At 57.9% G+C, this 15,058-nt stretch carries 5 protein-coding genes and 2 pseudogenes; all 7 read left to right on the forward strand.

Features of this window, described 5'->3' with window-relative positions:
- The first annotated feature begins 98 nt into the window (after positions 1–98).
- Complete coding sequence (locus tag ACE6ED_RS27790; RefSeq protein ID WP_410830709.1) at positions 99–1,064, forward strand: pectinesterase family protein; 966 nt, start codon at positions 99–101, stop codon at positions 1,062–1,064.
- Between the two features lie 18 nt (positions 1,065–1,082).
- Positions 1,083–1,259 (forward strand): hypothetical protein, encoded by a 177-nt coding sequence (locus tag ACE6ED_RS27795; protein WP_410830705.1) that lies wholly within the window; start codon positions 1,083–1,085, stop codon positions 1,257–1,259.
- 381 nt (positions 1,260–1,640) lie between these two features.
- Positions 1,641–2,138, forward strand: a pseudogene (locus ACE6ED_RS27800) (family 16 glycoside hydrolase); the annotation flags it as partial.
- 297 nt (positions 2,139–2,435) lie between these two features.
- Positions 2,436–3,644 (forward strand): annotated as a pseudogene (locus ACE6ED_RS27805) (right-handed parallel beta-helix repeat-containing protein); the annotation flags it as partial.
- A gap of 66 nt (positions 3,645–3,710) precedes the next feature.
- Positions 3,711–5,165: a pectate lyase family protein gene (locus tag ACE6ED_RS27810; protein WP_458782643.1), complete on the forward strand. Its 1,455-nt coding sequence runs from the start codon at positions 3,711–3,713 to the stop codon at positions 5,163–5,165.
- Between the two features lie 368 nt (positions 5,166–5,533).
- Positions 5,534–12,229 (forward strand): S-layer homology domain-containing protein, encoded by a 6,696-nt coding sequence (locus ACE6ED_RS27815; RefSeq protein WP_410830706.1) that lies wholly within the window; start codon positions 5,534–5,536, stop codon positions 12,227–12,229.
- 249 nt (positions 12,230–12,478) lie between these two features.
- A partial coding sequence (locus ACE6ED_RS27820; RefSeq protein ID WP_410830707.1) for a hypothetical protein occupies positions 12,479–15,058 on the forward strand: 2,580 nt, incomplete at its 3' end.

Here is a 15,058-nt window from a genome sequence, read left to right on the forward strand (position 1 = left end):
CGAGCGCGGCCCGAAAAGGAGGAACCTATCCATTTTTCCGGGCCTTTTTTATCGGCTGAGGAGGAAGTATATGTATGAAAAGTAAGGAAATAACCAGTCTGCTGGTAGGCTCCGCATCATTTTGCGATTACCCGACGATCCAGGGAGCGGTTGATGCGCTGGAACAAAAGCCGGACGGTCCGGCTGAAGTCCTCATTTTGTCCGGTGTCTATCATGAAAATGTGCAGATTAACCGTTCGGATGTTACCGTCCGCGGAATTGGCGAGGTGGAAATCCGGGCAGGCCGTTATGCGCGGCAGCTTGATGCGCAGGGACGGGAGATTGGCACGTTTGCGACGGCAACCTTAGTCATCTGCGGGCGGAAGGTGCTGATCGACAATCTGACCATTACCAATGACGCCGGGCAGGGAGAGGGGGTTGGCCAGGCGCTTGCGGTTTACGCCTACTGCGATGAAACTGTTTTTCGCAGCTGCAGGCTGAAAGGACATCAGGACACTTTGTTTACTGGCCCGCTTCCCCCGGCCACCAAACATGGTTTGCCTTTTGAAGGGTTCCCTCATCCGCATGAGCATGAACATTACCGTCAGCTGTATCTGAACTGCCGGATCGAGGGAACGGTTGATTTTATTTTTGGGGGAGCTACAGCTTATTTCCACCGCTGCGAGCTGGTCAGTCTGCGCAGGGGTTCGGAGGGACCCGGTTATATCACGGCTGCTTCTACGCCGGAGGAGGCGGGGCATGGTTATGTTTTTAACGAATGTTACCTGACGGCCGAGGTAGGAGCAGGTGAAGTTTATCTGGGCCGTCCTTGGCGGAGCTTCGCCAAAACCGATTTCGTGAACTGCCGGATGGACAGCCATATACACCCGTTGGGCTGGGACAATTGGGGTAAAGTGGGCAATGAACACACCGTCCGCTACCGGGAATTTGGAGTAAATAATGCGGCGGACTTGGCCGGACAGCGGGTGCCTTGGGCGGTCTGCACGGAGAAGACGGACGATTCATTGCGGATGGACCGTGTGTTTACAGGAACGGATTTTTGGAAGAGTTACCTTCGTGATTGAATTATGGAGCATCTGTGATTGAATCCTGGATCGTTTAAGGAGTCCGGCCGCAAGGCCGGGCTTGAAAGGGGGGATGCCGCCGGAAGGGCTGAATGGACGCAGCGGAGCACGGGAGCAGCAAGCGCGGGGGCTGCGAACCACGGAAACAGCGAAGCACGGGAGCAGCGGACCAAGGGAGCAGCGGACCACGGGTAGCGGAGCACGAAAACAGCGGATAATGGCATTCCGCGGAGGCGGGAGTTTTTCCGGTGGTTCTGGAGTGTTATTGGAGTGTCAGATGCCAAGCAGCTGGATGAGCCTTGAAAAGAGGCAGTTCGGATTCTGTGAAACCCCTGAATACGCGTAAGACCGGATAATCTGCCGCCGCTAATGGGCAGGGGAGGTCCGGGCTTGCGGCGGTGCCGTGCCGGTTACACCTAGCGGAAGGACAGAAGCATTAGACTCCATAATAGTATAGGAGGAAATGTTAACGTGAAACTGTCAAAAGGGTTGTCGATTGGATTAGTGTTAGCGCTTACTTCATCTCTGCTGCTGGGCGCTTTGCCTGGCGGAGCGCCGTCCGTGCAAGCGGCGGGCGTGTTCAGTGATGATTTCGAGGGCGGTGCGGACCGCTGGTCCCAGACCTCAGGCACATGGTCCGTTGTACAGGACGGAACCACCCGGGTCTACTATCAGTCGGGCACGGGCGAAGGACGCGCCTCCGCCGGGGAGCAGGCCTGGACCAACTACTGTGTGGAAGCCGATGTAAAAGTCGAAAATTTTAACGGAACAAACCGGACGTATGTGGCGGGAAGGTATGCCGACGGGAATAATTTTTATGCCGCATCACTCTCCAATGCAAACGGGGGGACGCTGGAAATCCGTAAAAAAACCGGCGGTTCCACCACCACGCTCGCATCCTCCCGGGCGCTCCCGGTTACAGAAGGCGTCTGGTATCAGGTCAAGCTGGAGATGCAGGGTGACAATTTGTCCATGTACGTGAATGGACAGCTACAGCTGACCGCCAAGGATGCGGCGTTAACCGCGGGAGGCATCGGGCTCGTCGCCTATAAAACTTCCGCCAAATTCGACAACGTTATCGTCTCGGATGCAGGCGGCTCCGTGCCGACACCGACGCCGAGCACAGCTCCATCGCCGACAAATGCGCCAACGCCAACAGCTGCTCCGTCGCAGACAATTGCGCCATCACCCATCGTACAGCCATCCATCGCACCCACTAACGTACCTTCAGCCGCACCCACAGCTATAGTCACACCTACACCCATACCAACATCCACACCTACATCCACACCCACTGCCGTACCAAGCATTCAGCCTTCTCCTGCTCCATCCGTACAGCCATCCGCAGCACCATCGCCGACACCAACCGTTCTGCCGTCGGCTGCGCCAAGTCCATCGCCGTCGGCCACGGTGCCTCCTGCGGTTAAAGCGCTGTACGTCTCCCCTGACGGTGACGCGAACAGCCCTGGTACGCTGGGCAGTCCAACCAGCCTGTCCGCCGCGCTTACGCGTGTGGCACCCGGCGGAACGATCTACCTGCGCGGAGGCGTATATGCTTATTCCTCGACGATCATTATCGACCGCAATAACAGCGGAACCTCCGGTGCAGTCAAGACCCTCGCGCCATACGGCAGCGAGAAGCCGGTGCTGGATTTCTTCGCCCAGCCGTTTGGATCGGCTGAACGCGGACTGCAGATTTACGGCCACCACTGGCATGTAAAAGGGTTGGAGGTCCGCGGGGCGGGAGATAACGGGATTTTTATCGGCGGCAATTATAACACGATCGAAAATGTGGAGACCCACCATAACCGCGATTCCGGGCTGCAAATCAGCCGGTACGCTTCAAGCCTGAACGATATGGCGGACTGGCCGAGCTACAACCGGATTATTGGCGTGTACTCTCATGACAATTTTGACCCGGATAACGGCGAAGATGCCGACGGATTTGCAGCCAAGCTGACGATCGGACCGGGCAATGTGTTCGAGAACTGTGTTGCGGCCTGGAATACGGACGACGGTTGGGATTTGTATACCAAATCGGAAACCGGCCCGATTGGCACGGTCACCATCCGCAACAGCATCGCCTACCATAACGGCCAGACCTCCGACGGCAGCTCGACCGGCAACAGCGACGGCAACGGCTTCAAGCTTGGAGGCGAAAAAATCGGCGTTAACCATATCGTCGAAAACAGCATTGCCTTTCAGAACAAGAAACACGGCTTCACCTACAACAGCAATCCCGGTTCGATCCGGATGACCAACAATACTTCTTGGGACAACGGACAAAGCAACTTTGCGTTTGACGCGGGCACGCATGTGTTCACGAACAACCTGTCTTACCAGGGCAGCTCCAGCGACAAAACAAGCGGCACTGACGTGGACGGCTCCAACGTGTGGTGGAAAAACAACAAAAGCGTCAATGCGAAGGGTCTACTTGCGAGCGATGCCGACTTCATCAGCCTGACGCCGTCCGTGACCAGGGATGCGGACGGAACCATCCGCCTCGGCGGCTTCCTCCGGCTCGCCGCGGGCAGCGACCTGATTGGCGCCGGCACGCCGTCCGGCGTGTCGATCGGCGCACTGGGCTTCGCTGGAGGCCCGGCACCGACCCTGCTGCCAAGCGCGGAGCCGACGCCTGCGCCTAGCGTGACGCCGGCTCCTTCGGCGTCGGCCGCCCAGACGCCAGCTCCTACCGCTTCGGCTGCGCAAACGCCGAAGCCAAGCCCAAGCCCGTCCGCTGTCCCTTCGCCCAGCGCCCTGCCCACGCCTTCCGGCTCGCTTGCCGGGTATAAGCTGACCGGCTTCGGGGAAGGCACAACCGGCGGCGGACTGGTCAGCGAAACCGACACCGCCAAATACAAAAAGGTGTACAACGCCACCGACCTGGCGCAGGCCCTGAAGCGGAACTCCGGCGTCAAGGTCGTTGAAATCATGAACGACCTGAACCTCGGCTGGAATGAAATTCCGGCTGAAGCGAAGGTGTCGCCTTTTTCGGAAAACAATAAACCGCTGACTCACCCGGTTCTGCTGCAGACAGGCGTCAGTAAAATTACGATTGACGGTTTTGACGGGCTGACGATTTTTTCCGCAAACGGAGCCAAAATCAAGCATGCCGGGTTTACGGTCAAACGGACCTCGGGCCTTATCATCCGCAACCTGGAGTTCGACGAGCTGTGGGAGTGGGATGAAGCGACCAAAGGCGATTACGACAAAAACGACTGGGACTACATTACGCTGGAACAGGACAGCAAGGTCTGGATCGACCACTGTACGTTCAATAAGGCCTACGACGGGCTTGTGGATTCCAAAAAAGGAACGTCCGGCCTGACCATCTCCTGGTCCCTGTTCCGCGGCGACGACCGGGGTCCAAACAGCTGGGTGTCCCGGCAGATTGCAGCGCTCGAAGCGAACAAATCCGCTTACCCGATGTATGCCTATCTCCGGGGAACGGTAGGGCTGAGTCAATCCGACATTGTGGCAATCGCCAGCTCCCAGAAAAAAGGGCACCTGATCGGCGCGACCTCCTTCGATTCGGACAATCCAAGCTTGTCGGTCACGCTGCACCATAACCTGTACCGCGATATTCAGGATCGGCTGCCCCGGCTTCGCGGCGGAAACGCCCATGTCTACAATATCGTCGCAGACAACTCCGCGGCGCGGGAGGCGAGCCGCCGGATTACCCCGGCTATGGCCGCAAACATTGCCGCCAAAGGCTACAAGTTTGGCGTAACGAACAACGGGGCCATCTCGACGGAAGGCGGCGCCGTACTGCTGGAGAAGTCGGTGTTTACGGATGTTTTGTATCCGCTGCGCAACAATCAGACCGACCCCTCCGATTCCCGTTATACGGGTAAAATCAAAGCGGTGGACACCCTCTATTCGCTGGACGGCAGCGTGTTCCGCGGCGGCAGCGACACGGCCGGAAGCCCGCTAGCGCCGGTGCCGGCGAGCATTCTTCCTTTTTCCTGGACCGGTATGACGAGTCTGCCCTATTCCTACACGCCAGAGGATCCGGCCGGACTGCAGAGCAAGCTGGAGGGCAATTCCGGTGCCGGACGCCTGAACTGGGACCGGGTGAATTGGTTGAAGACGCAGTATTAAACGTAAACAGCTCAGCGGTTCGCCGCCTCTCGGTTAAGCTTGTGCATGTAATGACAGCCATGACCAAAGGCTGTGCAGAACGGAACGGGACTGGGCTGGATAGGACAAAACAGAGCAAAACAGAGCAGAACAGAGCAGAACAGAGCAGAACAGAGCAGAACAGAGCAGAACAGAGCAGAAGAGGAGAAAACAGTATAGGACAAAAATTCCAGGTTCCCCCAAACGGAGAGCCTGGTCTTTTTTTGCTGCTCAAGTTGACCGTGCGTTAACGTACTTACGCCCCGGAGTTAACATTTAGGCGCTATATTGGGAGTTATGTCAAGGCGGCTGGTCCGCCCTCGCAAATAACAGTCCTGGGAGTGGAAAAGATGACGCAACAGAAGAAGCATACAGGCAAGCGGCGGAAGCGCCGGATTCCGGTACTGCTGCTGGCGAGTATGCTGACGGGAATGGTTCCAGCCTATGCAGGAGCCGAGCCGGCGGGTCTACAACGGCCTGCACTGGTGATGACCGAAATTCATCCGGATGTATCGGGAGCGGACGATTTTGAGTTTTTTGAGCTGTATAATGCTTCGGATGCTCCGGTACACTTAAGCCAATATTCGTTTATATACCGTTACACGGACGGCAGCAAGCCGGATGTGCCGATGCTGCTCCCGGATGCCGTGGTGGAGCCTGGCAAGCTGCTGGTGGTCTGGAACAATAACAATACCGCGGCTCCCAAAACGGCGGCCGATTTTAACAAGAAATACGGCACGTCACTCGGCTCCGGTGAGCTGATTGAACTGAAGGGCTTTGACGGTTTTTACAACAGCGGCAACCGGGCGATTGTGATCCGGGACGGACAAGGCGCGGATATTGCGGGCGGCACTTATTTTAAAGAAGAGATTGGAGCGGGACTGGGCGTTCATTATTCCCTGGAGATGACACCGGACGGACAAGCCAAATATGCAGTTAAAGGCGCGCCGTCTCCCGGACGGGCGGAACCCGGCCAGCTAGACTCACCGCCAGCCGGCGGCGAATACACCAACCTGCCTCCGGAAATCACGCATACTGCGGTTCCGGCTGCGGCTTCCGGCCAGGCGCTTGCGGTGAAGGCGTTCATCCGCAATCCCGATGCTAGTGTCACCGGCTCGGTATACGGCAGCGAAACGGTGACGGCAGCCGTTTATTACCGCGCCGACACTGCCGGCTCTTATGCCTGGACCGGCATGAACGGTGCGGCGGGCGGCGAATACACCGCCGAAATTCCGGCCGCGGCGCTTGGCGGCGCAACGCTGCAATATTACATAGAAGCGAGGGATTCGCAGCATACGGTGAACACGGATACCTATACGGTGAACGTGCAGCGTCCGGATAGCGGCGAATATGACCGCCTGCCCCGGATGATGATCACGGAGCTTGTGCCGGATACCGCAAATATCGCGGGTGCGGATGCGTACGAGTTCGTCGAGATTTATAACAACACGGACAAGCCGCGGAAGCTGTCCGACTACACGCTTGCTTACCGCAATAACGGCAGCGATGCCCAGTGGCCGGTAACCGGCGCGCCGGCAGACGCTGTTATTCCGCCGCAGAGCGCGGTGGCCCTTTGGGTGATGAACGGCAAAAACAACGCGCTGACGGCGGCGGACTTCAACGCCAACTTCCAGACAAGCCTTACTGAAAACGTAAATCTGTTCCGTGTCGAGGGCGGCGGCGGCCTGTCCAACGCCGGACCCCGGTCGCTTGTGCTGAAGGATGCGGGCGGCAAGGAAGTCAGCATTGCCTCCTACCAAAACGACGATCAGACTAAGCCGGACAAAGGCGTTTTTTACCGGTACGCACCGAGCGGCGCAACTGAAATGGAGCTTCTGGACGGCACCGGCACCGTTCCTGCTACGCCAGGGACGGTAGACGTGTCCCAAGTGCCTCCGGTTCCGGTTACCGCTCCGGATCAGGCTGATCTGCCGCCGGAAATTACGCATGACCCGGCGGTATCGGCCGATGCGCGCAATGACCTGAAGCTTGCGGCAGTGATCAAGGACGAGCTGCCGACCGTGACGGCCGCCGTATACTACCGGAACGCGGGCGAAACCGACTTCCGCAAGCTGCCGATGGAAGCTGGAGCGGGAGAAGTATACTCCGCTTCCATTCCAAAAGCGGAGTTAACCGCAGCGCTGCTGGAATACCGGATCGAAGCGGCGGATCAGGCGGGCAACAAAAAGTCGACGCCGGTTTACTCCGTATCCGTCAAGCTTCCGGGAGCGGACGACGCCAAAGCCCCCCAGCTGCTGGTAACGGAGCTGGTACCGGACTCGGCCAATGTCGGCGGTGCGGACGGCTATGAATTTATCGAAATCTACAACAATTCAGACCGCGGGATTAATCTGAAGGACTACAAGCTGATGTACCGCTACACTTCTTCAGGACCGGATGCGGACGTCGTTTGGCCGACGGACCGGGAGGATATGATGATCGCCTCTGGTCAGACGCTGGTTTTTTGGGTAATCAATGCGGAAAATACGCACAGCACCGTGGCGGATTTCAACGCTAATTACTCCACGCAGCTGGTGGAGAACAAGGATATTTTCCGCGTATACAGCGGCGGGATGGCCAATGGCGGGGACCGCGGCATACTGATTGCAACCAATACGCGAAAAGAAATTTCCGTGGCCTCATACGACAACAACGAGGAAACCCAGCCGGACAAAGGGATTTTCTACAAGGCGCCGACGGACGGCACCACCGCGATGATCAAATACAGCGCGGGACTGCTGCCGGCAACGCCGGGCACGGTGGATCCGGCCCAGATTCCGGCCACACGCGTGCCTGTCCCCGAGGACAAGCACGCGCCGACGCTAAGCAACCTGTCGCCTGCTGCTATCGACCAGTCCAAGGACGTCGAGCTGCTGGCGGACGCCAAGGACGACATCGGGGTAAAAACGGTCGCGCTTTATTACCGGAATGACCGGCAAACCGAGTTCACCAAACGTTATCTTGCGGAGAGCTATAACGACGGCCTGTATCACCACAAGCTGTATTCGCCGGAGCTGATTGGCAAATCGTATATCGAATATTATTACGCCGTATCCGACGGAACCAACGAGACCGTCTCGGAGAAACGCAAGCTCACCATCACAGGCGGCCGGGACACCTCCGCGCTCCGTTTGAATGTAGAGGCCGGCGCAGTGCTGACCGGCGAAACGCTGTTGAAAGGAACAGCGGAGCAGGGATCGCCGGGCGAGCTGGCCCTGAAGCTGGACGGGGAAGCGCTGACGGACACGTTTACCTCCCTGGAAAATGACGCTTATTTTGCCTTTGATGTGACCGGTGTTAACTACTATTTCAAAAATGGCGTCACGATCGGCGACGAAATCCTGTACACCTTCCAGGACCCGATCAATCAGTACACCACGTTGACCGTACCGATGCAGGCCGACCGGCTGCGTGAAGGGGACAATGTGATTTCGATCCGCGCCGGCTCCAAAACGTCTCCATTTGACGACCGGCCTGAGGAGAACAAAGACGATTTTACGATCCGCAATGTGCGTCTGGTGCTGGCGGACGGTACTGAAATTTACGACCCTAAATTCAGCGACCGTGAAAAAGAGCTGCAAATGGGCGATTCCGCGGGCAAACATGAATTCCTGGACTTTTCGTTTAACCTGCCGAAAGAGAAGTTGACTTCCCTGACGTACAAGCTGGATACCCGCAAACTGGCGGACGGTAAGCATACCGTTGCAGTAGAGCAGGCAGGACGTGCGGCGTCGGCGGAAATTCAGGTGGATAACACGGCACCGGTCATTGAGCCAAGTGTGGAATCGGGCCGTGAATACCGCGGCGGCATTCTTATTGACGCCAAGGTGACCGACGGCATTGCCGGACTGGCCGAGCTGACGGCGAAGCTGGACGGTGAATCTGTGACCCTTCCGCACCAGACCGCTTCCTATGAGTTAAAAAGCGGCGAGCACCGCGTGGAATTCACCGCGGTTGACCGTGCGGGCAACAAATCGCAGCGGGAGGTCGTCTTTACGGTGCCCGACGAGCTGCCGCTTGCGCCTGAACGGGTAGCGCCGGACGACCGGCAGACCGGGCTCGGCAGCGAAGCCGGGCTGCGCGTAAGAGTAGCCGACCCGATGGGCGATGCGCTGACGACAACGTTCTACCGCGGCTTTAAAGCGGACGCTACACGTCCGGAGACCCTTGGCGCGTACCGCGGAGCAAGCGATACTGAACCGCCAAAGTCGCTGGTGCCGGGCGGAGAAAGCAGCTTTGGAGCGGAGGACTACAAGCTGATCGCGGCCAAAGACGGCCAATATCTGACGGATGATTCCGTCGAGCAGTTCCCGTACCAGCGGTTCGAGGTGAAGCTGAACGAGTCGGTCAAAGACACCGACCGGGTGGAGATTTCCTGGTCCGGCGCTTCGCTGGAAGGCCGAAAGGTGTCGCTGTACGCCTGGAGTCCGGCGGCACAGGCATGGAAACCGCTGGATGAGATTATCGCGGGCACGGAGGATTTTGAGCTGGGCGCATCCGTTACCGCCGGTGAATACCGCGACGGCAATGTGATCCACGTGATGGTGCAGGATGAAATTGCACCGCAGCCGGCAGCGGCGGGGCCGAAACCGCGTGAAGACTATGACTATTCCTTCGCCTGGATTTCGGACACGCAGTATTACGCGGAGAGCTATCCGTATATTTTTGAAGATATCGTTAACTGGATCGCGGACAACAAGGAAGCTATGAACATCAAATACGTCTTCCATACGGGAGATATCGTTGATGAAGCCGACAAGCCGTACCAGTGGGATGTTGCCAACAAAAACATGAAAGTGCTTGAAGATGCCAACATTCCTTACGGCGTACTGGCGGGCAACCACGACGTGCTCAGCCAATACGGGGATTACAGTTATTATTGGGATCATTACGGGGAAGCGCGCTTCAAGGACAAGCCGTATTACGGCGAATCCTACAAAAATAACATGGGCCACTACGACCTGATCTCCGCCGGCGGCAACGACTACATCATGATTTACATGGGCTGGGGGCTGGCTGACGAAGAGATTGACTGGATGAACGCGGTGCTGAAAAAACACCCGAACCGCAAAGCGATCATCAACATGCACGAATATCTGCTTGTCTCCGGCAACCGTGCGCCGATTGCGGACCAGGTGTTTGAACAAGTCATCGTGCCGAATAAAAACGTGATCGCTGCGTTATCCGGCCACTACCACGATTCCGAGCTGCTCGTCAGCGGAATCGACGACAACGGCGATGGGGTAAACGACCGGAACGTTTATCAGATGCTGGCCGATTACCAGGGCGCGCCGGAAGGCGGACTGGGTTACATCCGGCTGCTGAAGGTGGATGCGGCAAACAACAAAATCTATGTGGAAACCTACTCGCCGTATCTGGACGATTATAACTTCTATGAGCCGGCGGAGCATCCGGGCAAAGACGAGTTTGTGATTGACCTCGATTTGCAGCCGGAGACGAAACGCGTCTCGACCGATTATTTTGGCGTAAACGTGTATACGGACGCCCGGATCGGGGAGCCGGTGAACACGGAAAGCGGCGCGGAAGCGTCTCAAGTATGGACCGGATTGCAGCCGGATACGGAATATGAATGGTACGCAGCGGCTGAAGATGAGTTTGGCGGACGGACGGTGTCGGAGGTGTGGGCGTTTACGACCGGCGATTTTGAGCCGGGAACGGAACCGACGCCTACACCAACACCTACACCAACGCCGTCTCCATCGCCGTCGTCCGGACCGGTTCCGTCCGATGGCGCAACGCCGACTCCGGCGCCGACGGCCGAGCCGTCCGAGCAACCGTCGCAGGCGCCGGGCCAATCGGTGCCGGGCGGCTTCGGCGGCGCCGGACAAGCGTCGGCAGCGCCAAGCGCTCCGGCAGCGGCCGCTGCGCCGGGTGCAGTGACCGCTGCGGCGGACGGCGCGGCTTACCGCGTAGACGGCGCGCAGCTCGTGGCTGCCGCTGAGCGGGCAGCAGCCGGAGCGGCCGTCGAGGTCCGCGTGCCGGTGCCGCAGGGCGAAGCTGCGTATGAGCTGCATCTGGCCGGCGAAGGCCTGCGCGCGCTGGCAAGCCGCGGCAGCGCCGTCCGGATTGCCGCCGGCGGAGCGGAAATCACGCTGCCCGCGGCTGTGCTGGAACAGGCGGGCGCCGCAGGCGAAGCCGTGCTGACCTTCCGCGCAGGCGCTGACGCAGCGCGGAAGGCTGCTGCAGCGGCCGCTCAAGGCAGCAGTGCGCTGACAGACCGCGGCATCGTGTATACGATGACGCTTGAGCTGCGCACTGGCGGACAGACGGAGCGGCTGACCGTGTTCCGCGAGCCGGTGACGGTGAACGTCGCGTTCACTCCGCAGCAGGCTGCGGCCGTGAATGCCGATTATGCGGGCGTCTACCGCCTGAACGGCAGCAACGCCGAGTATCTTGGCGGTTCATTCCGTCCGGACGGGGTGAGCTTCCGGACGGCAGGTTTCTCGGATTTTGCCGTATTGGAATACCGCAAGAGCTTCAAAGATTTGGCCGGGCACTGGGCGGAGGAATCCGTCCGCAAATTGGCGGCCAAGCATGTGGCAACCGGCGTGTCGGATGACCGTTTTGCACCAAATGCTTCCCTTACCCGCGCGGACTTTGCCGTGCTTGCCGTGAAGCTGCTGGAGCCGGGACGTTCCGCTGACGGCACCGCTGCATTCAGCGACGTGCCTGCGAACGCTTATTACGCCGGTTATGTGGCCCGCGCTGCGGAGCTTGGACTCGTCAGCGGGTATAACGGCAGCTACCGTCCGCTTGATCCCGTCTCCCGCGAGGAAGCGGCGGTCATTCTGATGAAGCTGCGGGAGCAGCCGGCTGGAAATCCCGCCTCCGGAACGGCTTCGGGCAGCGGAGCAGCGGCTGTGCCGTTCACCGACATGAAGGATGTCTCCGGCTGGGCGGCGGATGCAGTAAGCGCCGCGAAAAAAGCCGGTCTGATCAACGGTCTGGGCGGCGGCAAGTTTATGCCGAAGAAGCCGGTGACCCGCGCCGAAGCGGCGGTCATGCTGGCAAAAATGCTTGATTAGAACTGAGTAATTTTAATAGGTTATCGCAGCAGGCAGCCCGGGTGAACCCGGGCTGCTTAAATTTTTGAATATCTTTTTTTGTGATTCTTCATTAAGACAAGAGCTGTTCCGATATAATGCTTAGCTCACAAGTACGAAAGCGGAAGGGCAATAAGCTGAACTTACCTAATCCTTCTGCAACCTGCTATAAAATCCAAACTTTCGGGCTGTGCGGTTGCCTGAAAAATTCTTCGGAAATGGAGAGTTTCTATGTACAAAAAATGGAAAAAAGCGCTGGCCGTCATGCTGGCGGCCGTGACGTTACTGGCCCAGTTGGCTGTGCCCGTCGCGTATGGCGCAGGTTCGGTACCGCCCGGGGGGCGAGCGCAGTTTGAAGGAACACCGGGTCTGCCCTCGCTGATTTACATGACGGCAGCCTACAGCGGGGACGCGGGCGCCTATGTGGCCGGCGGTTATTACGGCAATATCGCCCGGTCGGCCGACGGGCTGAAGTGGGAGCCTGTTGGAACGTATGAGTCGGATTTGTTTTACTACGGCTCCACGTATGCGAACGGGCTGTTTGTGCTGACCGGTTCGAAGGGTACCATCAAGACTTCGACCGACGGCAGAACCTGGACGCAGCGGGTTTCCGGGACAACGGAAACGATTTCGGACGTTGATTATTTGAACGGCAAGTTTGTCGCAGTGGGAAATAAAGGTTTGGTTTTGCAGTCTGACGACGGCATGACATGGACCAAAAGCACAATTCCGTTAAAAGCGAACTTGGGCTTCGATTTGTATCTTACGGAGATCACTTACGGAAATGGAAAATACGCCGTATCCTATGCCGCATCGGATTCCGCGATTCTCGTCTCCAGCGATCTTGTGAACTGGAGCAAGGTGCAGATCAAGGGCGGCTACGAATGGACCATTATTAACTACGTGTCCTTTGTGAACGGCAAGTTTATCGCCGGTACTTCTTACGGGGAAACGCTGGTATCGGCGGATGCCGCTTCCGCAAGCTGGCCGATCATGAAGCTCGGGGGCGGGGTTGACGCCGGGGCTGTTTTTTACAACGGAAAATATGTCCTCATCAATAATAAAATGTACGCTTCGTCGACAGGCAGCGCTGTACCGGGCGAGTGGACGCCTGTGCAGACGAATTCGGGCAACGTGCTCCAGGGATTTGCTGCCGGAGGCGGCAAGCTGGTTGCTGTCGGGAATGACGGAATCATCGTGTCGTCCGATGGTACAAACTGGCGTACAGCGGTGGGCAACTTCAGCGGCGCGGCTTATGGGGCCGGTCAATATGTTGCGGTAGGCTCGGCTGCCGGTGGCGGGTATGCCGCCGTTTCGCCGGATTTTTATCACTGGGAACCGGTTGAATTGAATGGTGTCCGTGAATTGTCGGATGTGATTTATACCGGTACACGTTTCATGGCGCTCGGCCGGAATGCAATTTTGACCTCTCCGGATGGGCTTAGTTGGTCGGAAGTTCCCGGATTGCCCGCGAATAGCGGCTTGTTTACGGATGTCGCGATGGATGGAAGCACACTGGTCGCAGTAAGCGATGCAGGGCTTATTGTTACCTCAGCCGACGGTGGCCTGAACTGGGAACAACGCCTGCAAACAGCGGATAAGCCGTTTGGCAGGGTGATTTTTGGGGGCGGCAAGTTTGTTGCTGTGAACAGTAATGAAATTTACGCCTCGGTAAATGGCTTAAGCTGGACCAAGGTTTCGCCGGAGGTTCATCCGGATACGCTGTTTACGGACCTGGTGTTTGCAAATGGAAAATATTATGTATACGGCAGCTATTACACCTCGCTGGACGAGGAACCTTGGGAGCTGTATGGCCCGGTCAACCTGGCTTCAACCGACGGCGTTAGCTGGTCACCGCTTACTCTGTCGCCAGTGGATCAGCCGATCACGAGTGTAAGCTACGGCCCGGGCGGGTTTTTGGCTCTCACCGGGGCAGGAGCCGTTTCGTCCGAAGACGGCGTGAACTGGATCCCCGAGAACCTTCCAGAAGGCGCCAATCTGGCAAAAATAACGCTAATTAATAACAAGTTCCACCTTGTCGGAGGCGGAGGGGCGGCGTATACTGCCCAATTGTCCGGAGGGACAGTAGAGGTTCGGGCCTCAGTCAGCAGCGTGAGCACAAAGGGCTTTACGTTGTCTCTCGACAAGCCGGTTAGCGGATTGACCGCTGCCGATCTGGTGCTTGGGAATGGGACGGTGACGGTCACCGGACTGCAGAGCGATGACGGCGGCTCGACTTACCGGGTGACGGCTGCCCTGCAGGCGGGAATGACCTATCCGCTGCAGGTGAACAAAACCGGGTATTTATTCCAAGTTGGCGATGTGGCGGTCCCTGCGCCGATTCAAATTGCCGGAACGGTAAGCGGGGCGGATTCCACAGGATTTACGCTGACGCTGACTCCCGCCGTGGCGGGATTGGAAAAAGAAATGATCGTTCTGGAAGGCGGACCGGCAGTAACGGACGCCGTATCTGCAGATGGCGGAACGACCTACCGGATCCATGCCGCTATTCAGGAAGGCATTGCTTATCCGGTCAAAGTAACCAAAGAAGGTTACGTATTTACTGTTAACGAGGTGCGGGCACCAGTTCAGGTGACGGGCACAGTCAGCGACGCGAAGCCAACAGGCTTCACGCTAACGTTGACACCAGCCGTGGACGGACTGACCGCAGGTGACATCAGTTTAAGTGGCGGGGCTGTAGTCTCGGACGTTGTGAGCAGCGACGGCGGCCGCACGTACCAAGTAAAAGCGGCGCTGGAGGAAGGCCAGACTTATCGGGTCACGGTAGTAAAAGAAGGCTACCGCTTCACT

Source organism: Paenibacillus nanchangensis (genome assembly GCF_046543445.1).
Taxonomy (GTDB): domain Bacteria; phylum Bacillota; class Bacilli; order Paenibacillales; family Paenibacillaceae; genus Paenibacillus_AQ; species Paenibacillus_AQ nanchangensis.